We start from the raw sequence: 24,826 nt of genomic DNA on the forward strand, positions 1-24,826 counted from the left end.
CCGTGGAGGTGAACGGGCCCCGCGTTGGGCGGCGAGAGCTACTCCGCCAGAACCGCCTCGGCGTCAAGGGTGACGCCGATCGCCTGGATCACGGACGCGATCTTGAAGGCCTCCTGGACCGTCTCCCGGTCCACCCCGGCCTTGCGCAGCACCTGCTCGTGCGAGTCGAGGCACAGGCCGCAGCCGTTGATGGCGGACACCGCGAACGACCACAGCTCGAAGTCGACCTTGTCGACGCCGGGGTTGCCGATGACGTTCATCCGCAGGCCCGCGCGCAGGTTGCCGTACTCGTGGTCGGACAGCAGATGCCGGGTCCGGTAGAACACGTTGTTCATCGCCATGACGGCCGCCGCGGACTTGGCCGCGGTGTACGCCTCCGGCGAGAGGTTCGCGTTCGCCTCCGGCTCCAGCTCGCGCAGCACGATCGGGGAGCGGGAGGCGATCGCCGTGGCGAGCACCGTGCCCCACAGCTGCTGCGCCGGGAGGTCCGAATTGCCGATGACCGAGCCCAGGTTGAGCTTCAGGTCCTTGGCGTAGTCCGGAATGCGGGACTTCAGGGAGTCGAGGGACATGTCCGTCACTCTCCGGCAAGCAGCTTGACCGGGTCCAGGGTCTCGTCGCCCTTGCTCCAGTTGCACGGGCACAGTTCGTCCGTCTGGAGGGCGTCCAGGACCCGCAGGACCTCCTTGGGGTTACGGCCGACGGAGCCGGCGGTCACCATGGAGAACTGGATCTCGTTGTTCTGGTCGACGATGAAGACGGCGCGCTTGGCGAAGCCGTCCTCGCCCTCGATGCCCAGGTCGCGCATCAGCTCGTGCTTGGAGTCGGCCAGCATCGGGAACGGCAGGTCGCGCAGGTCGTCGTGATCCTTGCGCCAGGCGTGGTGGACGAACTCCGAGTCACCGGAGAAGCCGAGGACCTGGGCGTCGCGGTCGGCGAACTCCTCGTTCAGCTTGCCGAACGCCGCGATCTCGGTCGGGCAGACGAAGGTGAAGTCCTTCGGCCAGGCGAAGACGATCTTCCACTTGCCCTCGTAGGTCTTGTGGTGGATCGTCTCGAACTCCTTGCCCTTCTCCAGCGAGACGCAGGCGGTCAGTTCGAACTCGGGGAACTTGTCACCGACAGTGAGCACACGCTCTCCTTGCAGCGAAGAGACACCTGTTTGGTACAGGTGTCTCCCTTGGGTTGGACCTTACCGATCCTGGCACAGGCTGCATTGATACGGGAAATAGCTACACTCGGTCCGGTTGATCGGAGAGTGCTATCAGTGACCGTAAGTAAGAGGAGACAGCCCAGTCTCGCCCAGCTGCGTGCCTTCGCGGCCGTCGCCGAGCACCTCCATTTCCGGGACGCGGCGGCCGCGATCGGCATGAGCCAGCCCGCCCTGTCCGGTGCCGTCTCCGCCCTGGAGGAGTCACTCGGAGTGACGCTGCTGGAGCGCACCACCCGCAAGGTGCTGCTCTCGCCCGCCGGGGAGCGGCTGGCCGTACGCGCGAAGGCCGTCCTGGCGGAGGTCGCCGCGCTGATGGAGGAAGCCCAGGCGGTGCGGGCCCCGTTCACGGGTGCCCTCCGCCTCGGCGTCATCCCCACCGTCGCGCCGTACCTCCTGCCGACCGTGCTGCGGCTCGTCCACGACCGCTATCCGCACCTCGACCTCCAGGTGCACGAGGAGCAGACCGCGAGCCTGATCGACGGCCTCGCCACGGGCCGCCTGGACCTGCTGCTGCTCGCCGTCCCCCTCGGTGTGCCCGGCGTCGCCGAACTCCCGCTCTTCGACGAGGACTTCGTGCTCGTCACCCCGCTCGATCACCGGCTCGGCGGCCGCGAGGGCATCGCGCGCGAGGCGCTCAAGGAGCTGAACCTGCTGCTTCTCGACGAGGGACACTGCCTGCGCGACCAGGCCCTCGACATCTGCAGGGAGGCAGGCCGGGCGGACGCTCCCGTGACCACGACGGCGGCCGGGCTGTCCACGCTGGTGCAGCTCGTCGCGGGCGGGCTGGGAGTGACCCTGCTGCCGCGGACCGCCCTCAAGCTGGAGACGACCCGCAGCAGCCAGCTCCTCACCGGGTACTTCGCGGACCCGGCACCCACCCGCCGCGTCGCCCTCGCCATGCGTGCCGGAGCGGCGCGGGCGAATGAGTACGAGGAGCTCGCGGTGGCCCTGCGCGATGCCCTGCGGCCGCTGCCGGTACGGGTGTGGCGACAGGGCCGCTGATGTGTTCGGGCGAACCCGGGTGCCAATTGCTCAAATGGACGTCCGACAAAGCGCCTTGAAAAGCGGAAGACTTCATCTTCCGTCAGGTAGTGCGACTCTCGGAGAGACGGCCGCCCACACTGGTACACATACTCCCTCAGTGCTACGCACCACGCGTATGTGCGAAATTCGCGTATCAAGGGGAGTGATGGCGGGCATTCGGGATTCCCTTGACCGGGACGGCTACGAGCGACTGTCGGGGGCCCTCTCCGAGGTCGCGACGGGCTTGTGCACGGGGGAACTGCGGGTGTCGGGCCGGCCCGGGGGAACCTTCCACTTCCGCGACGGGCTGGTGGTCGCCGTCGAGAGCCCGGGTGCACCGGGGCCGGACGTCCTGCTGCTGCGCTCGGGGCGGGTCACCGGTGAGCAGTGGGCCGAGCTGATGCGCGAGCCGGGGGCCGGGCGGTGGCCCGAGAACGGGCTGGTCAGCCATGGGTACGCGGGGTCGGTGCAGCTCCGGGTCGTATCGATGATGGCGATGCAGGACGCGGTCTTCGCGGTCCTCGCCGGCCGGGTGGAGGGGTGCGAGGCGCTCGGCGAGGGGCACCCGCTCGCGCCGGTACCGTACGGCGAGACGCCGGCGCGGCTGCTTCAGGAGGCCACCAGGAAGCTGGCCGCGCTGGCGGCGTTACCCCGGGCCGTGCTGCCCGACGGCGCGCGGCTGGTACCGGCGCCGGCAACCGACGACGAGCTCCGGTGGCTTCCGCCCTCCCAACGGGAGCTGCTGTCCCACGCCGACGGCCGCCGCACCGGCCGCGACATGGCCTTCAGAACCGGCCGCAGCGTGTACACGGTCACCGTCGAGCTGTCCCGCATGCTCCAGGAAGGGCGCCTGACCTTCCCCTCCGGACATACCCCCGTGACGACGGGCGTCCCGTTGGCCGGGCTGCTGCCCAGGGTGCCGGACACGTCGACCCGACCGGCCGCCTGTCGCACGCCACACATACCGCCCCAAGTGCTGTCCGCACTGTCGTCAGCTGTGGCCAAGTCGTCAGAAGCCGCCTCCCGAAACCTGGACACCCCCACCTCGGTCCCGGACACCACCCCCATCCCGGCCGTCGTGCCGGACCCAGCGGCTTCCCGGAATCTGCCTCGGCGGCGGCCGGGGGCCAGTGGCATCACCGAGACTCTCGGACCCAGCAGGAACGGGACGAGTTGGAAAGGGTTCTTCCGTCTGCGCAGTCGCATCCGCCCGTCCGAGACCGGTGTCTGAGGCGTCGCGGACGAAGAACCGTCGCGAGAAAGAGAGACGGCGCCGGCCGTGGGATCGGACACGCACCGCCCGGCGCCAGGGAGTTCACCACATGGATCACGAAGCATTGGCCCTGGAGATCCGCGGCCTGCGCGAGCAAGTGACCGGCATCACCGACACGGCCGTGGCAGCCGCCGACGGCCTGCTCATCGCGGCGGACACAGCGGAGACCATCGACGCCGAGAGCCTCGCCGCCATCGCCGCCGCCGGCTTGGGCATCGCCCGGCGCGCGGCCGAGGCGACCGGCCGGGGCACGCTCCGCAAGACCGTCGCCTACGGCAGCCACGGCTGCGCCGCCTTCTACGCAGTCGGCGACACCGCCCTCATGGTCGTCCTCGGCGACGAGGGCATCGACCTCGACCGGCTCCATCAGGAGACGCAGCCCGCCCTGCGGCGTATCGGTGCCCTCCTGGCCGCGACGGCACCAGTAGACGGAAGGGCGTGATCCCATGGCCTCGAAGCGGATGAACGCCGGTTTCTCGGACCGGGTCATGTCCCTGGTGAAGGCGCTGCGCAGCGAGACACCCGACTGCGTCGCCTCCGGTGCGGTCGATATGTCGACCGGGATGCTGCTGTCGTACGAGACGGTGGAGTCCCACCCGGCGGAGGTTCTGGACCTGTTGGCGGGGGCGACGCTCGACCTGTTCCAGGGGCGTACGGTCGTGACGATCGAGGACATCTTCAAGGAGCGCCGCGGCATCGAGACCGACCAGCACTACTTCCAGGAGATCCTGGTCAACAGCGAAAACCTGACGCACCTGTTCCTGCGCATGAACGATCAGCAGGACGTCGTGGCCGTCGCCGTGTGCCGCAAGACCGTCAACGTGGGCATGCTCTTCGCCCAGGCCAGACGCGTGATGCGGGAGCACGGCGGGCTGTGACGGACGTACGGTGCGGTGGTCCGCCCCCGCGGGAGCGGACCACCGCACCGGGTCCTCACCCGGTCCGGCTACTCCGTGCGCAGCCCGTCCGGACGCATCAGCCGCAGCAGCGGCGGCAGGCTGAGCAGGGTCACCGCGAGGACGACGCCGGCGCCGATGCCGGTCATCGCCAGCACGCTCGCCCAGTCGACGCTCACCGCCGTGCCGACCATCTTCAGCAGGACGGCGCCCAGCGTCAGCCCCACGACCGACGCCAGCAGCAGCCCCAGCGCGATCGGGATCGCCGTCTGCCACAGCACCGAAAGGCTCAGGGTGCGGCGCCGGGTGCCGAAGGCGACCAGGGACGACAGCAGCTTCTTGCGTTCGCGCAGCTGCTCCAGCTGGGAGACCAGCAGGCTCGCGCCGATCAGCAGCAGGACGCAGGTGGCGCCGACGAACAGCCCGTTGCGGACGGCGCGGAACTCCAGGGACTGCCGACTGGAAGCCATCGTGAACACGTTCGCCAGCGGGTCCAGCCGCGCGGCGCTGTTGCGCGCGTGGTCGGTGGCGTCCGGCACCGACGGGTCCAGCGAGAGGAACACCTCCTGGGACAGGCCGGACTCCGCCCCCTCGGGCAGCGCGCCCGGGGTGAACAGCAGGCCGCCGCGCGCGTAGCCGGTCGGATCCTCGCGCTGCTGTGCCGTCCTGATGCCGGTGGGCACCTTCCAGGGTGCCGTGTGGCTCGTCATCCCGCTGTAGGCCGGATCGAAGTACAGGGTGTCGCCCGGCTTGGCCAGCTTCTTCGTGTCTTCGTCGTACGCGCCGCCGAGAATCTGGAAGGTGTCCCCGTCCCGGCAGGACGTCACACGAGCCACCTCACGCAGCTCGGCGCAACTGCCGACGGCCACTTCCAGCGAGTTCTCGGGTTCCTTCGCCCGATCTCCGAGGCTGCCCAGCGAAACGGCCGACGCCCGGCGCACGCCCTCGGTCTGCCTCAGCTCCCCGGCGACCTCGCTCAGCGGGACGTCACCGTGCACGGAGACCGTCATCTGGGCCCGGTTCAGGTCGTTGCCGGTCTGCTCGGTGTAGTCGCCCTCGACCCCGGCGAACAGCATCTGCAACGCGATCGCCCCGGCCACCGCGACCGCGATGCCATTGACCATGCGGGCGGCCGTGCCACTGCTCAACTGGAGCCTGCGGACCGCCAGTTGCCAGGAGACCGAGCCGGAGTTCAGCCGGGCCACCACGGCCTCGACGAGCCAGGGCAGCAGCGTGGTGATGCCGACCAGCAGCAGCACGGTGCCGCCGATCACCATCCACTCGTTGAAGTTCCCGTTGTCGTTGCCCTGCCCCACCATCGGGTACAGCAGCGCGAGACCGGCCAGCGGCAGCAGCAGCCGCCACCACAGCCGGCGGCGCGGCGGCTTCGCGGCACGGACCACACCGAGCGGCTCGATGACGACCCCGCGCAGCGCGAACAGCGTCACCAGGACGGCCGCGGCCGGTACGGCGACGGCGACCAGCAGGGCGAGCGCGAGCGACGGGTTGAGGTCGCTCGTGAACACGCTGATGTTGCGCACCTGCATCAGGGTCGCCAGCTGACGCCCCGCCAGGAAGAATCCGGTGCCGAGGACGAGCCCGAGCAGCGCCCCGGCGAGCGCCTCGCCGGCGGCGACCCGGCGCGCCATCCCTCCGTCCGCGCCGACCAGCCGGAGCGCCGCGAGCCGACGGTCCCGGCGCTCGCCGCCGAAGCGTACGGCCGCGGCGATGAACACTCCGACCGGCAGCAGCAGCACCACGAAGACGATCATGACGAGCAGGATCAGGATCGGATCCATCTCCTCGTCCTGAACCCCCGAGGAGGGCCCGAAGTAGTCGATGCGCTCGACGTAACCGCCGGCAAGGTTGTCCGCGAGCCCCGAGGCGCCCGCGTAGTAGGCGAGTTCGGCGGGCCCGACGAGCCCGGCCTGTTCGATGGTGCCGGTGATCCGGTAGGGGATGCGCTCGCGCAGCAGCTTGCCGGAGTCGGACTCCAGCAGCTTCTTCAGCGCGGGCGAGGCGATCATCTCGCCCTTCGCGGGGAACTTCTCGACACCCGGCGGCAGCGGCGCCCGCGCGCCCTCGGGCTCCAGGAGTCGGCCGCGTACGTCCTTGTCGCGGAACGTGGTCTCGGAATTGGCGATGACCAGCGTGTTGTCCGCCTTGGGCAGCACCTCGCCGCTGTACGTGAAGTCGTCCCGGGCGGCTCCGCGCCGGTCGCGCTCGGTGAGCGCGCTCGGCACGGCGGTCGTGAGCAGCAGCAGCGCCACCCCGAGTCCGACCCCGACGGCAGTCAGCAGGGCACGGACCCAGCCCTCACGTCCGCCGGCGAAGGCGAACCGGACCCCCATGCCCAGATCCCTGACCCACTGACCCGTGCTCATACGACCCGCTCCATGTCCCGGGACTTGCCGTCCCGTACGACGATCTCGCGGTCGGAGTATGCGGCGACCCGTGCCTCGTGCGTGACGAGGACGACGGCGGCGTTGGTCGACCGGGCGGCGTCCGTCAGCAGCTCCATCACGCGCTCGCCGTTGAGGGAGTCGAGCGCGCCGGTCGGCTCGTCGGCGAACAGCACGCGCGGGCCCGTGACCAGCGCGCGGGCCACGGCGACGCGCTGCCCCTGACCGCCGGAGACCTCGCCGGGCCGCTTCTTGCCCAGGTCGTCGACCTCCAGCCGCTCCATCCAGGTCAGGGCGGTGCGCTCGGCCTCCTTGCGGGAGGTCCCGTTGAGACGCAACGGAAGGGCCACGTTCTCCACGCAGGTGAGCTCGGGCACGAGCTGCCCGAACTGGAAGACGAACCCGAACTCGGAGCGTCTGAGGGCGCTGCGCTGGGCGTCGTTCATGGTGGCCATCTCGCGCCCGTTGTAGGTGATGGACCCCGAGTCGGGCGGCACGATTCCGGCGAGGCAGTGCAGCAGTGTCGACTTGCCGGAGCCGGACGGGCCCATGACGGCGACGACCTCGCCGGGATGGATGGAGAACTCGGCGCCGTCGAGGGCGACGGTCGGGCCGTAGGCCTTGTACAGCCCGTCGGCCGCGAGCAGGGAACCGGGAGGAGGAGTCACTTGGTCACCACCTCGGCGAGCTTGTCGAGGCGCGCGGCGGTCAGTTCCAGCCAGCGCAGGTCGGCCTCGAGGTGGAACAGGGCGTGGTCGCAGATCAGCTGGTCGGCCAGATCGCCCTTGCGCTTGCGGTCGGTGAGGATGCGCATCATGCGCAGGTGCTCGGCGCGCTGGGTGTCGAGGATGTCGGCGGCGTTGCGCCGGGTGAGCAGGGCGAGGACGACCTTGGTGTACAGGGTCGACTGGAGGTACGGCTCCGGCTTCTCGGGCGTCGCCAGCCACCGCTGTACGTCGGTGATCCCGGCGTCGGTGATGGCGTACCGCTTGCGCTCGGGCCCGCCGCCGGGCTCGATCCCGTCGACTTCGACGAGCCCGTTCTTCAGCAGCCGGGACATCGTCGAGTAGACCTGGCCGTAGTGCAGCGGCCGGTCGTGACCGAACTTCTCGTCAAAGGCCCGCTTCAGGTCGTAGCCGTGACGGGGGCCCGATTCCAGGAGCCCTAGGAGGGTGTGACCGATGGACATGGCCAGGACACTACACGGGGTGTATACGCCCCATGTATACGCGGAGTGTGTAGATCATGGCGGGGGGTGTGAAGGCGCAGGTGGGGGCCGAATGTCACGGTTCTGCTACTGAGGCTCGGGTGGTTTCGCCGGAGGGCGGCCCCGGCGGGGAATCGGCTTGGTCTCACCCGGCAGACGCCCCGCCTCCGCGAGAGCGCGCCGCAGCAGGAACTCGATCTGCGCGTTGGCCGAGCGCAGCTCGTCCCCCGCCCACCGCGCCAGCGCCTCGTACACGGACGGGTCCAGCCGCAGCAGCACCTGCTTGCGCTGCTGCGGCCGACGCTGAGGGGCTGAACCCTCGGAGGGAACCGTCACTGGTAGAGCGTCCCGGTGTTGAGGACCGGCTGCGGGGCCCGGTCACCGCACAGCACCACCATCAGGTTCGACACCATCGCCGCCTTCCGCTCGTCGTCCAGCTCCACGATGTCCCGCTCCGAGATCCGCGCGAGCGCCGCCTCGACCATGCCCACCGCTCCGTCGACGATCTGCCGCCGGGCCGCGACGACCGCCCCGGCCTGCTGTCGCTGGAGCATCGCGGAGGCGATCTCGGGAGCGTACGCGAGGTGCGTGAAGCGCGACTCGATGATCTGTACACCGGCCGCCTCCACGCGCGCGTGCAGTTCGAAGGCGAGCTTCTCGGTGATCTCCTCGGCGTTGCCGCGCAGCGAGAGGCCGCCCTCGTCGTGGGCGTCGTAGGGGTACTCGATGGCGATGTGCCGCACGGCCGCTTCCGTCTGGGTGGCCACGAACGCGAGGTAGTTGTCCACCTCGAACTCGGCCTGCGCGGTGTCCTCGACCCTCCACACCACGACCGCGGCGAGCTCGATCGGATTGCCGTAGGCGTCGTTGACCTTCATTACGGCCGTCTCGTGGTTGCGCACGCGGGTCGAGATCCGCGTACGGGACGTGAGGGGGTTCACCCAGCGCAGCCCGTCCTGCCGGATCGTCCCCCGGTACCGCCCGAAGAGCTGGACGACCCGCGCCTCGCCCGGCGCGACCATGTTCAGTCCGCACATGGCCAGGACCGAGGCGATGAAGACGACGATGCCGAAGATGACCAGCGCCGCCACCCCGCTGCCGCCGGACACGGTTCCGGCGGCGACGAGAGCCCCCACGCCGAGCAGCAGCCCGACCAGGCCGAGCAGCAGGGCGAGCCCGCCGCTGATGCTGCGCGCCGTGAACTCCCGTACGCGTGGCGCGGGTATGTCGGGCACGTCGGTGATGGCGGATGTGGCGTCGCTCTTGTTGTTCGACATGGGTGGTGTCCCCCGTTTCCTTCGGAAGCCGCAGTGGGTATCCACTAGCTTCGGTCTAGCTAAGTGATATCACTTTACCTCGCCCGGGCAACCCTATGCACCCCTCAGTCGTCGGTTCCGGTGGGACAGGTGCTGATTGTCACGTCCGTAAAAGACCGGATCGGCCGGTCTTTGTCACATCGTGCGGTGTTAGCTTTCTGAGCTGACCTGAGCGGCGAACCTGTGTGGCACCAGTGCACACAAGAACGAAGCGGAGCGGAACGGACCCATGGGACGAGCGGAAGAGAGACGAGCACGGCAGCGCGGTGGCCGCCGCGCTGCGCCCCGGCGTTCGTCCGGGACGCCGTCGAACACCGAGGGCAGCCCGTCGACCACCGTCATCGGCGCACCGTCGGCCGCGGCCGGAGGCCGCGCGGCCGCCCGGCGTGCGGCCAAGGGCGGCGGCAAGGGCGCTGACGGCAAGGGCCGAATACGCCGGCTGTTCACGTGGAAGAAGATCCTCGGCACGTTCCTCGGGTTCTGCCTGCTCGCCATCGGTGCCTTCATCGCGCTCTACCTCGCGGTGGACGTGCCCACGGACAACGCCGCCGCCCAGGCCGCGCAGCGCCAGAGCAACGTCTACAAGTACAGCGACGGCAAGACGACCCTGGCCCGCGACGGCGAGGTCAACCGCGAGATCGTGGACCTGTCCAAGGTGCCGAAGAAGGTCCAGCGCACCTTCGTCGCGGCTGAGAACAAGACGTTCTACAACGACAACGGCATCGACCTGAAGGGCACCACCCGCGGTGTGCTCAACACGCTGATGGGCAAGGGCGCGCAGGGTGGTTCGACCATCACCCAGCAGTACGTCAAGAACTACTACCTCAGCCAGGAGCAGACGGTCAGCCGCAAGCTCAAGGAGATCGTCATCTCCCTGAAGGTCGACCGCCAGATGTCCAAGGACGACATCCTCGCCGGCTACATCAACACCAGCTACTACGGCCGCGGCGCCTACGGCATCCAGGCCGCCGCCCAGGCCTACTACCGCGTCGACGCCGAGAGGCTCACCGTCGAGCAGGGCGCGTACCTCGCCGCGCTGCTCCAGGCGCCGAGCCAGTACGACTGGCAGGCGGCGTCCGAAACCGGCAGGAAGCTGGTCACGGCCCGCTGGAACTACGTCCTGGACAACATGGTCGAGGAGGGCTGGCTGAGCAAGGCGGAGCGCCAGGGCATGACGGAGCTCCCGCAGCCGAAGGAGCCCAAGCCCACCGCCGGTCGTGAGGGCCAGAAGGGCTATCTGATCGAGCTCGCCAACCGTCAGCTGGAGGACCAGCTGATGGAGGAGAAGGGTTTGACCCGCTCCCAGGCCGAGGCCGCGGTCGAGGACCAGGGCTGGACCATCACCCTGAACATCGACAAGAAGAAGCAGTCCGAGCTGGAGAAGGCCGTCAAGGCCCAACTGACCAGCAAGCTGGACAACAAGAAGCGCAAGGTCGACGCGAACGTCCAGGCCGGCGCGGTCTCCGTCGATCCCAAGACGGGGAAGATCGTCGCCTTGTACGGCGGCGTGGACTACTTCAAGCACTACACGAGCAACGCGACCCGCACCGACTACCAGCCCGCCTCCACGTTCAAGCCGGTGATCCTGGCCGCCGCTCTGGAGGAGAGCGCCGAGACCCGGTCCGGCAAGCCGATCACCGCGAGCACCGTCTACGACGGCACCAGCAAGCGCCCGGTCCTGGACGCCGACGGCAACAAGGTCGGCTTCGCGCCCGAGAACGAGGACGACCGGGACTACGGCGACATCACCGTCCAGACGGCGATGAACAAGTCTGTCAACTCCGTCTTCGCGCAGCTGGGCGTGGACGTCGGCATGAAGAACGTCATGGACGTGGCCGGCCAGCTCGGCATGGACACCGCCAAGGAACAGGCCGTGCCCGCGCAGACCCTGGGCACCATGGGCGCGAGCCCGCTGCAGATGGCCGGGGTGTACGCAACCCTCGACAACCACGGCAAGCAGGTCACGCCCGGCATCCTCAAGAAGGCCGAGCACAACAGCACCACGGTCGCCATTCCCGACCCGATCGGCGAGCAGGTCATCAGCCCCGAGGCCGCGGATACCGTGACCTCGGTCCTGACCGGCGTGGTCGACGACGGTACGGCCCAGCAGTCCGTGGCGAACAACCCCAAGCGCAACGGCCAGAAGGTCGCCGGCAAGACGGGTACCTCCGACGACAACAAGTCGGCCTGGTTCACCGGCTACACGCCCGACCTGGTCACCTCGGTGGGCCTGTTCGGCGAGGACGCCAAGACCCACGCCCAGACGAAGATGTACGGCGCCGGCGGCTTCGACCGCGTCAACGGCGGTGGCTTCCCGGCGCAGATCTGGTCGGCGTACATGTTCGGGGTGACGGACCCGGACGCCAGGTTCGACCTCGACACCGACCAGGGCGCGGCGGTCCAGCCGACGTGGACGCCGACGCCGAGTCAGGAGCCGACGACCGAGGAGCCGACGGAGGAGCCGACGACGGAGGAGCCGTCGGAGACCCCGACGACGGAGGAGCCGACGGAGGAGCCGACGACCGAGGAGCCGACGGAGACCCCGACGACCGAGGAGCCGACGGACGACCCGACCTCCACGCCGACGGACGACATCACCCTGGACCCGGTCAGACCGGGAAACAACCGGTAGGACAGCGCTCTTCAGGGGCGCGGGGAACTGCGCGACCAGCCACGATGCACCCGCATCCGGCGATCCGCAGTTCCCCTACGGCGCTCAGCTGCGGTTCAACTCGAACCAGACGACCTTGCCGGTGCTCAGCCGCGTGGCTCCCCACCGTCGAGCGAGCCGGTTGACGAGGTACAGCCCCCGCCCACCCTCGTCCGTGGCGCGGGCCTGCCGCAGCCGCGGCAACTGCGGCACATCGTCACCGACCTCGCAGCGCAGCACATCGGTCCTGAGCAGCCGCAGCGTCACCGGCCGCGTGGCGTACCGCACGGCGTTCGTCACGACCTCGCTGACCAACAGCTCGACGGAGTCGGTGAGTTCCTCGAGTCCCCAGCGCGCCAGGGCACGCCGGGCCAGCCGCCGGGCACGGCCCGGTGCGGCGTCCTCCGGCTCCAGGAACCAGTACGCCACGTCGCTCGGCGCGATCCCGTCGAAGCGGGCCGCGAGCAGCGCGATGTCGTCGTCCCGGTCGCCCGGCCCGAGCATGTCCAGCACCTCGTCGCACAGGGCTTCCAGCGGCGGCGGATGGTCCGGCCCGGTCAGCTGGGCGGTCGCGGCGAGCTTCTCGCGCAGCTGTTCTATGCCGGTCCATACGTCGCGCAGGCGGGACTCGACCAGGCCGTCGGTGTAGAGAAGCAGGGTCGCCCCGGCCGGCGCGTCCAGCTCCACGGCCTCGAAGTCCACGCCGCCGACGCCGATCGGCGCGCCCGCGGGCACGCGCAGTACCTCGGCCCGGCCGCCCAGGTGCAGCAGGACGGGCGGGGGATGGCCGGCGTTGGCGATGGTGATGCGGTGCGATACCGGGTCGTAGACCGCGTAGAGGCAGGTCGCCATGCGGTCGGTGCCCAGGCGCTGGGCCTGTTCGTCGAGGTGGTGCAGGACCTCCTGCGGGGGCAGGTCGAGGCCGGCGAGGGTCTGGGCCGTCGTGCGCAGCTGGCCCATGATCGCCGCCGACGTCATGGAGTGGCCCATGACGTCGCCGACCACGAGGGCGACCCGGCTGCCGGGCAGCGGGATCGCGTCGTACCAGTCGCCGCCGACCCGGGCGGTCTCGGCCGCCGGGAGGTAGCGGGACGCCAGCCGTACGCCGGTCGGGCGGGGGAGCGTCTCGGGCAGCATGGTGCGCTGGAGCTCGTCCGCGATGTACGCCTCACGGCCGTACAGCACGGCCTTGTCGATGCCGAGCGCGCTGTGCGTGGCCAGCTGGGCGGCGACGAGGAGGTCGTCGGGCTCGAAGGCGAGGCGGTCCGGGCGGCGCAGGAAGACCGCGGCGCCGATGACACGGCGGCGCCCGCGCAGCGGGGCGAGGATCGCGCGCTGGCCGTCGGGGATGATCAACTCGCCGTCGTCGCCGAGGAGTTCCGGCAAGGCGGCGCGGGCGGCGGGAGCGTCGGCGAACACGGGGCGTACCCCGCGCAGCACCTCGGCGAGCGCGCCGCCGGGCCGCACCTCGCACAGCTCGGCGGTGAGGGCGGACAGTTCGGAGAGCTCGGTCGGCTCCGGCTGCTGCTGTGCGGGGAGGAAGCCGTTCTCGCTGTCCCGGTCCTCGGGGATGCGGTCGGTGCGGCGCAGCCGCAGCACCACGGGGCCGGTGGGCCGCTCGTCGCCGACCGGCAGGGGGTCGCGCAGGTAGACGAGGATCGCGTCGGAGAAGGTCGGCACGGTCGCCCGGCACAGCCCCATCACGATCTCGTCCAGGTCGATGCCGCGGGCGATGCGCCGGGTGGCGGCGCCCACGAAGCGCAGCCGGTCACCGTCGCGCCGCATGGGCGTGGGCCGGCCCGGCTGCACGCCGCCCTGACCGGTGCGCCGCTCGGCGGACGTCTGCGACTGCTCGGTGCCGGGCTGCGGCGGGATGGCCTCCGGAACGGGCCGCGGCCGGTGGGTGTCGGGCTCGGCGGCGACGGAGGGCTGAGAGTGCTCGGGGCCGTTGCCGGCGATGACTGGGGGCTCCTTGCTCGGGCCGGACGGTGCGGTGGTGCCCGGCGTGGAGGGGGTGTCTCCGGTGCGCGCCTGCGCGGGTAAGGCGGTGCCGCCGCCGGGGGTGTGGGGCGGCGTGGAGTGCGTCGTCGACGGTGTCGAGGTACGCACGAGCGCCCCGCGGGACTCCGCGGGGTCGACGCCCGTCTCGGGGCGTTCGAAGGAGGTCGGCTGCTCCGTCACGCCTTTCGAATCCATCCGTCCGGGGCTGCGCGCCGCGCGCACAGTTCGTCCCGCCGAGACTCCGATACCCGGAATACATGCCCCAGGAACGGAATCCCCGCGTGGCCAGAGGCAGTTCCTGTGCTGCCGGTGGAGCGTCTGCCCGTCCAGGCGTCGCCCTGGTAACCCTCGCTCACGTCCTGCCGCCCCTCGGTGACGATCGGTCAAGCCCGGCGCGCACTCCGGTAGTTGCCCTTGTGCGCCCTTGCGGAGGACGATCCTACGTTTGTTGCCCGGGGGCGCATCAAGGGTCTCATGAGGACATGTGCGCGGGCGTGCGATCCCAGTCCTCAGGCAAAGAAGGTACAGCCCAGGAGGGATCCGGGCGCCAGTTCTGCCAGCCGTCGGCGAACGGCGGCCCCCAGACGCGGATCACCTCCACCGCGTCGTGGCCCGCCCGGCGCACCCGCGCGGCCAGCTCCTCGTCCACCAGCCCGTCCCGCTGGGCCTGCGCGAACTCGTCCTCGTCCCGCCAGTGCCAACTGCGGTCCGGGTGCACGGAGATGTCGAGGAAGTGGTCCTCGGAGTCCACTCCGCCCGCCCAACGGGCCAGCGGCTCCTCAAGATTCACGTACCAGTTCTTGAACCGCCATCCGGGATCCCAGAACAACCACACCGACCACGGCTCACCGGGCCGCGCGAGCTTCAGCACACCCGTCCCGAACCACCGGTCGCGCTGCACGGAACGCGGCTTGGTGTACCGGGTCTCCAGGGGCTCCTGGTGCACCGACGTCCCGTCGGCGAGCACCGGTTTCACACACTCCGTGCCCGGAGCGAGCCAGACGGCGAGGACCTCCTGGTCGTCGCGTACGACGGTGACGGGACGCGCGATGTGGAAGCGACGGCCGGCGTTCTCCCGGTACCGCCACAGGATCTGTGTCCCGGGCGTCCAGAACTCCGTCGATCCGCCCGCTTCCACTTCCGTCGTCATCGCTCCACCGTCTGCCATGAACAGATATTAGGTGCCACAGGCATACGACGCTGCGGCGCCCGTCACGGTTCACGCGGCCGTGATCATCGGTTACGGCCGTGTCATCCGCAGGACGTCGAGGGCCTCGTCCAGCTGCTGGAGCGTGAGGTCGCCACGCTCTACGTACCCGCCCTCCAGGACGACTTGGTGAATCGTCCGGCGCTCCGCCAGCGCCTTCTTGGCGACCTTGGCGGCCTCCTCGTACCCGATGTACTTGTTGAGCGGCGTGACCACGGAGGGTGACGACTCGGCGTACTCCCGGGCCCGTTCGCGGTGGGCGACGACGCCGTCGACGGTGCGGTCGGCGAGGAGTCGGGAGGCGTTCGCGAGGAGCCGGATCGACTCCAGGACGTTCTTCGCGATCACCGGAAGCATCACGTTCAACTCGAAGTTGCCGGCGGCGCCGGCGGTGGCCACCGTGGCGTCGTTGCCGACCACCTGCGCGGCGACCATGAGCACGGCCTCCGGGATGACCGGGTTGACCTTGCCGGGCATGATCGACGACCCGGGCTGGAGGTCCGGGAGGCTGATCTCGGCGAGCCCGGTCCGCGGCCCGCTCGCCATCCACCGCAGGTCGTTCGCGATCTTCGTCAGCCCGACCGCGATGGTCCGCAGCTGTCCGCTGGTCTCGACGATGCCGTCCCGCGCGCCCTGCGCCTCGAAGTGGTCGCGTGCCTCGGTGAGCGCCAGCCCCGTGGCGCGGGCCACCTCCTCGATGACGGCGGCGGAGAAGCCGGGGGGCGTGTTGATGCCGGTGCCCACCGCCGTGCCGCCGAGGGGGAGTTCGGCGAGGCGGGGGAGGGAGGCCTGGAGCCGCTCGACCCCGTACCGCACCTGGGCGGCGTACCCGCCGAACTCCTGCCCCAGCGTCACGGGCGTCGCGTCCATGAGATGGGTCCGCCCCGACTTCACGACGTCGGCGAACTCCTCGGCCTTGCGCTCCAGGGACGAGGCGAGGTGCTCCAGCGCCGGGATCAGATCACGGGTGACGGCGGCGGTGGCGGCGATGTGGATCGAGGAGGGAAAGACGTCGTTGGAGGACTGCGAGGCGTTCACGTGATCATTGGGGTGGACGTCCCGCCCGAGCCGCTCGGTCGCGAGGGTGGCGATGACCTCGTTGGTGTTCATGTTGGACGAGGTCCCGGACCCGGTCTGGAAGACGTCGACCGGGAAGTGCTCGTCCCACTGCCCCCCGGCGACTTCGGCGGCCGCGTCCTCGATGGCCTCGGCGATGTCCTTGTCGAGCACCCCGAGCCCCGCGTTCACCTTGGCGGCGGCGCCCTTGATCCGGGCGAGGGCCTCGATGTGGGCCCGCTCGATGCGCTGGCCGGAGATGGGGAAGTTCTCGACGGCCCGCTGGGTCTGCGCCCGCCACTTGGCTTCGGCCGGGACGCGTACCTCGCCCATGGAGTCGTGCTCGATGCGGTATTCGCTCATGCCTGTATCAGCGATCGGGGCGGCGGGGATGTTCCGCGCTTGGGCCGCCCGTGTGGCGGTGTCTGTGGCCCGTATGCCGATCGGCCGCTGTGACCGGGGTCTCACCCGGCGCGTGCGGCAGATCGGGCGGCGACCGCGTCGAGGACGGGTGACAGGAAGGGAGGAGGAGTGTGGAGACGGACTTCCACGGTTTCGTCGCCGCTCGGTCGGCCGCGCTGTTCCGGGGCGTCCTCGTCCTGACGGGCAACCGAGACGCGGCCGAGGACCTGGTCCAGGAGACCCTGGAGCGGGCCTGCCGCAAGTGGCGCACGATCTCGGCCAAGGACGCCCCGGACGCCTACGTACGGCGGATCATGGTGAACCTGGCCAAACGACCGCCGGCGCCGCTTCCGCCGTACGGTGCCGCAGGCGGACGGCCCCGACCGGGCCGCTCCCGGCGACGAGTACGGACAGGTCGACAGCAGGGACCAGTTGGTGCGTGCGCTGCAGCAACTGCCCATGCGGATGCGGACGGTCGTGGTGCTGCGCTATTTCCACGACCTGTCCGACGCCGAGATCGCGGCCGACCTGGACATCTCGCCGAGCACGGTGGCCACCTCGGTCGCCGGTGGCTCGAATCCGGCGTCGAACCTCAGCAGCACGGTCACCAAGAGCGACGCCGCCACCTTGCTCTACGCCTTCTCCGACGGGCAGACCCTCCCGATCGAGGGCCGGCACCTGGAGGACGCCAAGGCGTACCTGCCGGGCTCGGTGATCGCGGTGGACCCACACACCCCGAAACCGTCAGCCCCGGCGACACGGTCAACCTGACCCGTCCGACGTTTGAGGACGAGGCCGTTCAGGCCGACGGGGGTCCAGGGGGCGGAGCCCCCTGGATGGGGGTCCCCCTGCTCGAGCGAAGCCGAGAGCTTGGGGGAGGGACGGGTAGGGGCGGCGGGGGCGACCCCTACCCGCCGCACCGCAGGTATTACGCCAGCCCAGGCCCCCGCACCGGAATCGACGTGAACGTCGGCGCCGGCGCCGGATCCTGGAAGAAGTCGTTGCCCTTGTCGTCGACCACGATGAACGCCGGGAAGTCCTCGACCTCGATCTTCCAGACGGCTTCCATGCCGAGCTCCTCGTACTCGACGACCTCGACCTTCTTGATGCAGTCCTGGGCGAGCCGGGCCGCCGGCCCACCGATGGAGCCCAGGTAGAACCCGCCGTGCGCGTCGCACGCGTCCGTGACCTGCTTGCTGCGATTGCCCTTGGCGAGCATGACCTTGGAGCCACCGGCGGCCTGGAACTGTTCGACGTAGGAGTCCATACGACCGGCGGTGGTCGGACCGAAGGAACCCGACGCGTAACCCTCCGGCGTCTTCGCCGGACCGGCGTAGTACACCGGGTGATCCTTCAGGTACTGCGGCATCTCCTCACCCGCGTCCAGCCGCTCCTTGATCTTGGCGTGCGCGATGTCACGCGCCACGACCAACGGCCCGCTCAGCGAAAGCCGGGTCTTCACGGGGTACTTGGTCAGCTCGGCCAGGATGTCGTCCATCGGCTGGTTCAGGTCGATCCTGACGACGTCACCGTCGGCCTCGAGGTGCTCGTCCGTCGTCTCGGGAAGGAACCGCGCCGGGTCGGTCTCCAACTGCTCCAGGAAGACGCCCTCGGCGGTGATCTTCGCGACGGCCTGCCGGTCGGCCGAGCAGGACACGGCGATGGCGACGGGGCACGAGGCACCGTGCCGAGGCAGCCGCACCACCCGCACGTCATGGCAGAAGTACTTGCCGCCGAACTGCGCGCCGATCCCGATCTTCTGCGTCAGCTCGAAGACCTTCTCCTCCAGCTCCTTGTCCCGGAACCCGTGCCCGAGCGGCGAGCCCTCGGCCGGAATCTCGTCCAGGTAGTGCGCGGAGGCGTACTTGGCGGTCTTCAGCGCGTACTCGGCGGACGTACCGCCCACGACGATCGCCAGGTGGTACGGCGGGCAGGCGGCCGTACCCAGCGAACGGATCTTCTCCTCCAGGAACTTCATCATGGAGGCCTCGTTCAGGACGGCCTTCGTCTCCTGGTAGAGGAACGACTTGTTGGCGGAGCCGCCGCCCTTCGCCATGAACAGGAACTTGTAGGCGCCGCCGTCCGTGGCGTACAGCTCGATCTGCGCGGGGAGGTTGGAGCCGGTGTTCTTCTCCTCCCACATGGTGAGCGGAGCCATCTGCGAGTACCGCAGGTTGAGGTTCAGGTAGGCGTCGTAGATGCCCTTGCTGAGGGCCGCCTCGTCGCCGCCCTCGGTGAGCACGTTCTGCCCGCGCTTGCCCATGACGATCGCCGTACCGGTGTCCTGGCACATCGGGAGCACGCCGGCCGCCGCGATGTTCGCGTTCTTCAGCAGGTCCAGCGCCACGAACTTGTCGTTGCTCGACGCCTCGGGGTCGTCGATGATCCGCCGCAGCTGTGCCAGGTGGGCTGGGCGCAGATAGTGCTGGATGTCATGGATGGCCTCCTCGGCCAGCTTGCGCAGCGCCTCCGGCTCCACCTTGAGGAACGTCCGCCCGTCGGCCTCGACGGTGGAGACACCCTCGGAGGTCACCAGCCGGTACGGGATGGTGTCCTCTCCCATGGGGAGCAGATCGGTGTACGCGAACTCAGGCATGGCGCCCATTCCTCACTCGACAGACAGCGCGGCTGACCTCCATTGGCAGCGTCCACCAGCGTAGAACCTGCCACTGACGCCGAGCTTGTGAGGTAAGGCTCAGTTCGGCGGCCGGCAAATGATCCGGACGGGGGCTATCGCGATCTATCGTGTTTGGGTACGCTGCGTTCGTGGACCTTCAGAAGCAGACCGCACCCGCTGCCGCCACCGAACTCCGGGCCTCCGACGCCGACCGGGACCGGATCGCCGACATCCTGCGCGACGCCCTGGCCGAAGGGCGCGTCACCGCCGATGAGCACGCCGAGCGGGTCGAGGGTGCCCTGGCGGCCAAGACGGTCGGTGAACTGGAGGTGTTCATCCGGGACCTGCCGGCCGCACACCGCCGCGCCCCCCATGTCCCCGCCCCCGGCCGCCCCGCCCCGGGCGCGATCCCGGCCGAGCCCGACGACAACGTGGTGGCGGTCTTCAGCAGCGCCGTCCGCAAGGGCCGCTGGCGCGCGGGCCGCCGCATCCACGCGTACGCGATCTTCGGCAGCGTGGAGATAGACCTCAGCGAGGCGCTGTTCGAGTACCAGCAGGTCGTGATCCGGGCGATATCGGTCTTCGGCAATGTCGAGGTCCGCGTCCCGGAGAACGTCTCGCTGCGCGGCACCGGCGGCGGAGTGCTCGGCAACTTCGAGGTGGACCACCTCGACGCGGAGGACCCCGAGGCGCCGGTCGTCCATGTCGACGGCTGGGCCGTGCTGGGCAACATCGAGGGCAGGCCGAAACGGGGCAAGCTCGTCGCGGACATTCTCGACCGCGTCCAGCGCAAGGTCGACAAGGGTTTGCGTAAGCACCTGGATCGTTGACGGTTGCGAATCGGACCCCCCGACTCCGGCTTCCGGGCCGTTGGAGGGCCGCACAGTGGTGCGCAGGACCCCTCGAAATCCAGCGGTTCGGAACTCACTGCATAGGCGCGCGCACAGCGGGTAGACCTTGCTGCATCGTCTCTCGCTCGCGAAGCCGTCGTCAGGAGTAGACCGTGCTGCAACCGCCGCATTCGTCCCTGCAGGTAGCTGCCGTTCCGGCCCAGCGGGTGCCAGTGCGAGACAGGGACCAAGACGCCCCATGGCACACAGAGGCCGTGTGCCGCCGCGACGAGGCCGGCCTGTTCTTCGCCCCCTCCAAAGAACCCACAGCGGCCCGCCTCTCCCGTGAGGAGGCGGCCAAGCGGGTCTGCGCCCGCTGTCCCGTCATGGTCGAGTGCCGCGAACACGCGCTCCTCCAGCCCGAGCCGTACGGCGTCTGGGGCGGCCTCACCGCGGCGGAGCGCCGCGTGGTGCTGGCCCGGCGCCGCCGCCGCGACATGGAGCTGAAGAAGGCGGCGAGGGCGACGAACCGGATAGCGCAGGCGGGCTGACAAGCAAGAAACAGGGCGCCCCCTCCGCACCGGGGGCGCCCTGTTGGCTGCGCAATTCAGCAAGGGGCGTGGGAACGCCCCGGGTTCACTTCGCCCTGTCGAAGTCGATCGCGCTGTAGGCCCGCAGCTTGCTCAGCCGGTGCTCGGAGTCGATCCGCCGCACCGTCCCCGACTTCGACCGCATCACGATCGAGTCGGTCGTCGCGTTCTGCGACCGGTACCGCACACCCCGCAGCAACTCGCCGTCGGTGATCCCGGTCGCGACGAAGAACACGTTGTCCCCGGAGACCAGGTCGTCGGTCATCAGCACCCGGTCCAGATCGTGCCCGGCGTCGATCGCCCGCTGCCGCTCCTCGGCGTCCTTCGGCCACAGCTTGCCCTGGATGGTGCCGCCGAGGCACTTCACGGCACAGGCCGAGATGATCCCCTCGGGCGTACCGCCGATGCCGAGCAGCATGTCGACGCCGGTGCCCTCGCGCAGCGCGTAGATCGACCCGGCGACATCGCCGTCGGAGATCAGCTTGATGCGCGCGCCGGCGTCCCGGATCTCCTTGATGATGCCCTCGTGCCGGGGCCGGTCGAGGATGACGACGGTGACGTCCTCGGGCGTGGACCGCTTGGCCTTCGCGACCCGGCGGATGTTCACGGACACGGGCGCGTCGATGTCGACGAAGTCGGCGGCCTCGGGGCCGGTGACCAGCTTGTCCATGTAGAAGACGGCGGACGGGTCGAACATGGACCCCCGGTCCGCCGCGGCGAGCACGGAGATCGCGTTGGGCATGCCCTTCGCGGTCAGCGTGGTCCCGTCGATCGGGTCGACGGCGATGTCGACCTCGGCCCCGGTTCCGTCGCCGACCCGCTCCCCGTTGAAGAGCATGGGCGCCTCGTCCTTCTCGCCCTCACCGATGACGACGACGCCGTTCATCGACACGGTGTGGACGAGGGTCCGCATGGCGCGCACCGCGGCACCGTCGGCGCCGTTCTTGTCGCCGCGGCCCACCCAGCGGCCCGCGGCCATCGCCGCGGCCTCGGTCACACGGACCAGCTCCAGGGCGAGGTTGCGGTCAGGGGCTTCGCTGGGCACTTCGAGCTCGGACGGCAGATGATGATGATTCTCGGTCATCGACACGCACCTTTCTGATACGACGACGGCCGGATGAGGGTGACGTCCCTGACTCTATCCTCGGGTGCACACAATGAGCAGGGGGCCCCACGGATGAGCGGGCGGGGCACCTGCGACGATAGGGCGCGTGGCAGGTTCGAACGGTAAGCAGAAAACGGTCCGCAACATGGTCCTCTCGCTCGGAGTGACCGTGCTCGCGGCGGCGGTGATCTATGTCTTCGTCCCCCATGACGACAAGGCTCCCGACCTTCCGCGGATCGACTACCGCGTCGAGCTGCTCACAGCCCGTCGCGCGGCGTCCTACCCGGTGGTCGCGCCCCAGGGCCTGTCCGACACCTGGAAGCCGACGTCCGTACGCTTCAAGGGCGCCGACTTCGACGCCTGGCATCTCGGCTTCCACACCGCGGGCGGGGACTACGTGCAGGTCGAGCAGTCGGCCGAGAAGCCGGCGACGTTCCTGGAGAAGGCCACCCAGGGCGGGCGGGCGACCAAGGTCACCGAGGAGATCGGCGACCGGACGTGGACGCGGTACACCGGCGGTCGCTACGACGCGCTGGTGCACCAGGAGAAGGGCGCGACGACCGTGGTGGCCGGCACGGGGTCGTTCGAGCAGCTGACGCAGATGGCGAAGGCCCTGAAGGCGAAGTGACCGTGCGGGCGCGGTGAGCACCCGAGCACGACGAAGGCCCCCGGCTGCGGCGCCGGGGGCCTTCGTCATGTGCGGTCGTGGGGTCGGCCCGACGGGCTCAGACCGTGGTGACGACCTCGTCGTACGCAAGGCGCGGGGAGCGCGGGTACCAGGCGTCGGTGCCCGGCTTGCCGATGTTGACGACCATCAGCGGGGTGTGGTCGTCGTCCAGGAACTCCTTGCGGACGCCCTCGAAGTCGAAGCCGGTCATCGGGCCGGCGGCCAGCCCGGCGGCGCGGACGCCGACGATGAAGTACGCGGCCTGCAGGGCGGAGTTCATCCCGGCGGCGTTCTCGCGGGCCGGGCGCTCGCTGAAGAAGACGTCCTTCGCCTGCGGGAACGCCGGGAACAGGGTCGGCAGCTCCTCGTGGAACTCGTTGTCCGCGGAGAGGATCGCGACCAGCGGGGCGGCGGCGGTCTTGGCCTGGTTGCCCTCGGACATGTGCTGCACCAGGCGCTCACGGGCCTCGGCGGAGCGGACCAGGGTGATGCGCAGCGGGGTCTGGTTGAAGGCGGTGGGGCCGTACTTGACCAGGTCGTAGATCGCCTGGATCTGCTCCTCGGTCACCGGCTCGTCGGTGAACGTGTTCGCGGTGCGGGCCTCGCGGAAGAGCAGGTCCTGGGCGGTGGGGTCAAGAACGAGAGACATGCGTGAACCTTCTCGAGAAGTGCGTGGTGCGTCGTAAACGGACCGGGGACCGGTTGTCGTCTGCGACGTTACGCGAGAGAAGTTCAAGGTTCAACGAAAAGCGGGGTGTGGTGATCCGCTTCACAGCCTCACCAGGCTTGATTCCCTACGACGCGTCCCCGCCGTCCTCGGCGGACTCGGCCTCGGCCTCCTCGGCGAGGGCCGCGTCCAGGCGCGCCCGCGCCCCGTCCAGCCAGCGCCGGCACACCTTGGCCAGCTCCTCGCCCCGCTCCCAGAGCGCCAGGGACTCCTCCAGCGTCGTACCGCCCGCCTCCAGCCGCCGGACGACCTCGATCAGCTCGTCCCGGGCCTGCTCGTAGCCGAGCGCTTCATCCACCTTGCTGGTCATTCGCCCACCCTATGCATCGGCTCGTGCGTCGACTTCAGCGTCGACTCGTACGGAGAACTCACCCTCGGCGACCCGCGCCCGCAGCGCCTCGTCGGCGCTCACCTCGCCCGGGTCGCGGACCACATGCCCGTCGGCCCGCTGCAGTACCGCGTACCCCCGCTTCAGGGTCGCGGCGGGGGAGAGGGCCACCACGCGCGCGTGCGTGTGCGTCAGCTCGGACTCGGCACGGTCGAGGAGGTGACCGAGGCAGCGGCGGCCACGGTCGAGGAGGGAGGCCACGTGATCGGCGCGCTCGTCGATCATCCGGTGCGGATCCTGAATCGAGGGCCGCGCCAGGGCGTGCGCCAGCCCGCGCTCCTCGCGCTCGACGAGCCCCTGGACAGAGCGCCGGGCCCGGTCGCGCAGCATCCGCACGCGCTCGTACTCCTCGCCCACGTCCGGTACGACCTTCTTGGCGGCGTCGGTCGGGGTGGAGGCGCGCAGGTCGGCGACGTGGTCGAGGAGCGGGTTGTCGGGCTCGTGCCCGATGGCGGACACGACCGGTGTACGACACGAGGCGACGGCACGCACGAGCTGCTCGTCGGAGAAGGGCAGCAGATCCTCGACGCTGCCGCCCCCTCGGGCGACGATGATCACGTCCACGTCGTCGATGTCGTCGAGCTCCTTGACGGCCTGCACGACCTGCGGCACGGCGTGCACGCCCTGTACGGCGACATTGCGCACCTCGAAGCGGACGGCGGGCCAGCGGTGCCGCGCGTTCTCCAGGACGTCCCGCTCGGCGGCGGAGGCACGGCCGCAGACGAGCCCGATGAGCTGAGGCAGAAAGGGCAGCGCCTTCTTCCGCTCCGGCGCGAACAGCCCCTCGGCGGCGAGGGACTTCTTCAGCATCTCCAGCCGGGCGAGCAACTCGCCGACGCCGACGGGCTTTATCTCGGTGGCCCGCAGGGAGAGCTGGCCGCGCGGGGCGTACCACTCGGGCTTGGCGAGCACGACGACCCGGGCGCCCTCGCTCACGACATCGGCGACGGCGTCGAAGACCTGCCGGTAGGCCGTCACGCTGACGGAGATGTCGTACGAGGGATCCCGCAGCGTCAGAAACACCACGCCGGCACCGGGCCGGCGCGACAACTGGGTGATCTGCCCCTCGACCCACACCGCCCCGAGCCGATCGATCCACCCCCCGATGAGCCGCGACACCTCGCCGACGTGCAGGGGGGACTCCGGGGTCGTGTTCACAGCCATGCCGCGAGCGTAACGGCCACGACCGACAACACGGCCCAGCCGAGCGGGGCTCGGCACGGGCTTCGACCCACGCCTGCGTGGGTGCCTCACCA

24 protein-coding genes and 1 pseudogene are annotated in these 24,826 nt (G+C 70.0%); 10 read left to right on the top strand and 15 right to left on the bottom strand.

All coding sequences use genetic code 11. The features are described 5' to 3' along the window. Nucleotides 1-38: 38 nt before the first annotated feature. Nucleotides 39-572, bottom strand: coding sequence for an alkyl hydroperoxide reductase (locus OG254_RS31375; protein WP_405588324.1), 534 nt, complete (start codon nt 570-572; stop codon nt 39-41). Nucleotides 573-577: 5 nt separating this feature from the next. Continuing rightward, nucleotides 578-1,132 carry a peroxiredoxin gene (locus OG254_RS31380; protein WP_147993465.1) on the bottom strand — a complete coding sequence of 185 codons (555 nt, stop codon included), beginning with the start codon at nt 1,130-1,132 and terminating at the stop codon, nt 578-580. Nucleotides 1,133-1,267: 135 nt separating this feature from the next. Here OG254_RS31380 and OG254_RS31385 point away from each other — a divergent pair, with 135 nt between their 5' ends. The 4 genes from OG254_RS31385 to OG254_RS31400 all read left to right on the top strand — a co-directional run bounded on the left by OG254_RS31385 (nt 1,268) and on the right by OG254_RS31400 (nt 4,387). Continuing rightward, nucleotides 1,268-2,215, top strand: coding sequence for a LysR substrate-binding domain-containing protein (locus OG254_RS31385; RefSeq protein WP_405588327.1), 948 nt, complete (start codon nt 1,268-1,270; stop codon nt 2,213-2,215). A 187-nt stretch (nt 2,216-2,402) separates the two neighbouring features. Continuing rightward, entirely contained in the window at nt 2,403-3,467 is a 1,065-nt protein-coding gene (locus tag OG254_RS31390; protein WP_405588330.1) for a MarR family transcriptional regulator, read from the top strand. Nucleotides 3,468-3,558: 91 nt separating this feature from the next. Then, the gene (locus tag OG254_RS31395; protein WP_405588333.1) at nt 3,559-3,951 is read left to right on the top strand and encodes a roadblock/LC7 domain-containing protein; all 393 of its coding nucleotides are present in this window, start codon (nt 3,559-3,561) and stop codon (nt 3,949-3,951) included. Between the two features lie 4 nt (nt 3,952-3,955). Further along, nucleotides 3,956-4,387 (top strand): hypothetical protein, encoded by a 432-nt coding sequence (locus tag OG254_RS31400; RefSeq protein WP_405588336.1) that lies wholly within the window; start codon nt 3,956-3,958, stop codon nt 4,385-4,387. A 68-nt stretch (nt 4,388-4,455) separates the two neighbouring features. Here OG254_RS31400 and OG254_RS31405 read toward each other — a convergent pair whose 3' ends face one another. The 5 genes from OG254_RS31405 to OG254_RS31425 all read right to left on the bottom strand — a co-directional run bounded on the left by OG254_RS31405 (nt 4,456) and on the right by OG254_RS31425 (nt 9,291). Continuing rightward, the gene (locus tag OG254_RS31405; protein ID WP_405588339.1) at nt 4,456-6,789 is read right to left on the bottom strand and encodes an ABC transporter permease; all 2,334 of its coding nucleotides are present in this window, start codon (nt 6,787-6,789) and stop codon (nt 4,456-4,458) included. Beyond that, nucleotides 6,786-7,475: an ABC transporter ATP-binding protein gene (locus OG254_RS31410; protein WP_405588342.1), complete on the bottom strand. Its 690-nt coding sequence runs from the start codon at nt 7,473-7,475 to the stop codon at nt 6,786-6,788. Before OG254_RS31410 ends, OG254_RS31405 begins: the two co-directional genes overlap by 4 nt. Next, nucleotides 7,472-7,996: a PadR family transcriptional regulator gene (locus OG254_RS31415; protein WP_147993470.1), complete on the bottom strand. Its 525-nt coding sequence runs from the start codon at nt 7,994-7,996 to the stop codon at nt 7,472-7,474. The genes OG254_RS31410 and OG254_RS31415 overlap by 4 nt, the downstream gene beginning before the upstream one ends. Nucleotides 7,997-8,101: 105 nt before the next feature. After that, on the bottom strand, nt 8,102-8,350 hold the full coding sequence (locus OG254_RS31420; protein ID WP_405588346.1) for a hypothetical protein: 249 nt from the start codon (nt 8,348-8,350) through the stop codon (nt 8,102-8,104). After that, a complete protein-coding gene (locus tag OG254_RS31425) occupies nt 8,347-9,291 on the bottom strand; it encodes an SPFH domain-containing protein (RefSeq protein WP_405588350.1) in 945 nt (314 codons plus the stop codon). The genes OG254_RS31420 and OG254_RS31425 overlap by 4 nt, the downstream gene beginning before the upstream one ends. A gap of 268 nt (nt 9,292-9,559) precedes the next feature. Between OG254_RS31425 and OG254_RS31430 the strand changes: the two genes are divergently transcribed. Further along, a complete protein-coding gene (locus OG254_RS31430) occupies nt 9,560-11,962 on the top strand; it encodes a transglycosylase domain-containing protein (RefSeq protein ID WP_405588353.1) in 2,403 nt (800 codons plus the stop codon). An 84-nt stretch (nt 11,963-12,046) separates the two neighbouring features. On the opposite strand, the gene OG254_RS31435 is transcribed toward OG254_RS31430, so the two are convergent. The 3 genes from OG254_RS31435 to OG254_RS31445 form a co-directional block, all read right to left on the bottom strand. Further along, entirely contained in the window at nt 12,047-14,176 is a 2,130-nt protein-coding gene (locus OG254_RS31435) for a SpoIIE family protein phosphatase (protein WP_405588356.1), read from the bottom strand. Nucleotides 14,177-14,453: 277 nt separating this feature from the next. After that, the gene (locus OG254_RS31440; RefSeq protein WP_405588359.1) at nt 14,454-15,149 is read right to left on the bottom strand and encodes a DUF402 domain-containing protein; all 696 of its coding nucleotides are present in this window, start codon (nt 15,147-15,149) and stop codon (nt 14,454-14,456) included. Between the two features lie 72 nt (nt 15,150-15,221). After that, a complete protein-coding gene (locus tag OG254_RS31445) occupies nt 15,222-16,607 on the bottom strand; it encodes a class II fumarate hydratase (RefSeq protein WP_405588362.1) in 1,386 nt (461 codons plus the stop codon). Nucleotides 16,608-16,777: 170 nt separating this feature from the next. On the opposite strand from OG254_RS31445, the pseudogene OG254_RS31450 reads away from it, so the two are divergent. Continuing rightward, nucleotides 16,778-16,921: pseudogene (locus OG254_RS31450) on the top strand (SigE family RNA polymerase sigma factor); the annotation flags it as partial. 85 nt (nt 16,922-17,006) lie between these two features. Then, nucleotides 17,007-17,417, top strand: coding sequence for a sigma factor-like helix-turn-helix DNA-binding protein (locus OG254_RS31455; RefSeq protein ID WP_405588365.1), 411 nt, complete (start codon nt 17,007-17,009; stop codon nt 17,415-17,417). Nucleotides 17,418-17,574: 157 nt separating this feature from the next. Here OG254_RS31455 and OG254_RS31460 read toward each other — a convergent pair whose 3' ends face one another. After that, nucleotides 17,575-19,242 carry a fumarate hydratase gene (locus tag OG254_RS31460; RefSeq protein WP_405588367.1) on the bottom strand — a complete coding sequence of 556 codons (1,668 nt, stop codon included), beginning with the start codon at nt 19,240-19,242 and terminating at the stop codon, nt 17,575-17,577. Nucleotides 19,243-19,412: 170 nt separating this feature from the next. On the opposite strand from OG254_RS31460, the gene OG254_RS31465 reads away from it, so the two are divergent. Together OG254_RS31465 and OG254_RS31470 are read left to right on the top strand one after the other, a co-directional pair. Then, nucleotides 19,413-20,093 (top strand): DUF1707 domain-containing protein, encoded by a 681-nt coding sequence (locus OG254_RS31465; protein WP_351189200.1) that lies wholly within the window; start codon nt 19,413-19,415, stop codon nt 20,091-20,093. 173 nt (nt 20,094-20,266) lie between these two features. Then, nucleotides 20,267-20,644 carry a WhiB family transcriptional regulator gene (locus OG254_RS31470; RefSeq protein ID WP_147993479.1) on the top strand — a complete coding sequence of 126 codons (378 nt, stop codon included), beginning with the start codon at nt 20,267-20,269 and terminating at the stop codon, nt 20,642-20,644. A gap of 85 nt (nt 20,645-20,729) precedes the next feature. Here OG254_RS31470 and glpX read toward each other — a convergent pair whose 3' ends face one another. After that, the gene (gene glpX, locus OG254_RS31475; RefSeq protein ID WP_405588372.1) at nt 20,730-21,767 is read right to left on the bottom strand and encodes a class II fructose-bisphosphatase; all 1,038 of its coding nucleotides are present in this window, start codon (nt 21,765-21,767) and stop codon (nt 20,730-20,732) included. A gap of 127 nt (nt 21,768-21,894) precedes the next feature. Between glpX and OG254_RS31480 the strand changes: the two genes are divergently transcribed. Further along, on the top strand, nt 21,895-22,416 hold the full coding sequence (locus OG254_RS31480; protein ID WP_405588375.1) for a DUF4245 domain-containing protein: 522 nt from the start codon (nt 21,895-21,897) through the stop codon (nt 22,414-22,416). 97 nt (nt 22,417-22,513) lie between these two features. Here OG254_RS31480 and OG254_RS31485 read toward each other — a convergent pair whose 3' ends face one another. From OG254_RS31485 to xseA, 3 genes are all read right to left on the bottom strand, one after another. Beyond that, nucleotides 22,514-23,104: a malonic semialdehyde reductase gene (locus OG254_RS31485; protein WP_405588378.1), complete on the bottom strand. Its 591-nt coding sequence runs from the start codon at nt 23,102-23,104 to the stop codon at nt 22,514-22,516. 145 nt (nt 23,105-23,249) lie between these two features. Next, nucleotides 23,250-23,492, bottom strand: coding sequence for an exodeoxyribonuclease VII small subunit (locus OG254_RS31490; protein WP_351189212.1), 243 nt, complete (start codon nt 23,490-23,492; stop codon nt 23,250-23,252). 9 nt (nt 23,493-23,501) lie between these two features. Then, the gene (gene xseA / locus OG254_RS31495; protein ID WP_405588382.1) at nt 23,502-24,734 is read right to left on the bottom strand and encodes an exodeoxyribonuclease VII large subunit; all 1,233 of its coding nucleotides are present in this window, start codon (nt 24,732-24,734) and stop codon (nt 23,502-23,504) included. Nucleotides 24,735-24,826 lie beyond the last annotated feature (92 nt).

Source organism: Streptomyces sp. NBC_01092, assembly GCF_045039535.1.
In the GTDB taxonomy this organism is placed as follows: domain Bacteria; phylum Actinomycetota; class Actinomycetes; order Streptomycetales; family Streptomycetaceae; genus Streptomyces.

Bases quoted from the DNA above. Each gene is read 5' to 3' on its own strand.
- glpX (WP_405588372.1), bottom strand. From the start codon at position 21,767: ATGACCGAGAATCATCATCATCTGCCGTCCGAGCTCGAAGTGCCCAGC.
- OG254_RS31415 (WP_147993470.1), bottom strand. From the start codon at position 7,996: ATGTCCATCGGTCACACCCTCCTAGGGCTCCTGGAATCGGGCCCCCGT.
- OG254_RS31460 (WP_405588367.1), bottom strand. From the start codon at position 19,242: ATGCCTGAGTTCGCGTACACCGATCTGCTCCCCATGGGAGAGGACACC.
- OG254_RS31405 (WP_405588339.1), bottom strand. From the start codon at position 6,789: ATGAGCACGGGTCAGTGGGTCAGGGATCTGGGCATGGGGGTCCGGTTC.
- OG254_RS31425 (WP_405588350.1), bottom strand. From the start codon at position 9,291: ATGTCGAACAACAAGAGCGACGCCACATCCGCCATCACCGACGTGCCC.
- OG254_RS31400 (WP_405588336.1), top strand. From the start codon at position 3,956: ATGGCCTCGAAGCGGATGAACGCCGGTTTCTCGGACCGGGTCATGTCC.
- OG254_RS31445 (WP_405588362.1), bottom strand. From the start codon at position 16,607: ATGAGCGAATACCGCATCGAGCACGACTCCATGGGCGAGGTACGCGTC.
- xseA (WP_405588382.1), bottom strand. From the start codon at position 24,734: ATGGCTGTGAACACGACCCCGGAGTCCCCCCTGCACGTCGGCGAGGTG.
- OG254_RS31430 (WP_405588353.1), top strand. From the start codon at position 9,560: ATGGGACGAGCGGAAGAGAGACGAGCACGGCAGCGCGGTGGCCGCCGC.
- OG254_RS31435 (WP_405588356.1), bottom strand. From the start codon at position 14,176: ATGGATTCGAAAGGCGTGACGGAGCAGCCGACCTCCTTCGAACGCCCC.
- OG254_RS31390 (WP_405588330.1), top strand. From the start codon at position 2,403: ATGGCGGGCATTCGGGATTCCCTTGACCGGGACGGCTACGAGCGACTG.
- OG254_RS31375 (WP_405588324.1), bottom strand. From the start codon at position 572: ATGTCCCTCGACTCCCTGAAGTCCCGCATTCCGGACTACGCCAAGGAC.
- OG254_RS31490 (WP_351189212.1), bottom strand. From the start codon at position 23,492: ATGACCAGCAAGGTGGATGAAGCGCTCGGCTACGAGCAGGCCCGGGAC.
- OG254_RS31440 (WP_405588359.1), bottom strand. From the start codon at position 15,149: ATGGCAGACGGTGGAGCGATGACGACGGAAGTGGAAGCGGGCGGATCG.
- OG254_RS31485 (WP_405588378.1), bottom strand. From the start codon at position 23,104: ATGTCTCTCGTTCTTGACCCCACCGCCCAGGACCTGCTCTTCCGCGAG.
- OG254_RS31395 (WP_405588333.1), top strand. From the start codon at position 3,559: ATGGATCACGAAGCATTGGCCCTGGAGATCCGCGGCCTGCGCGAGCAA.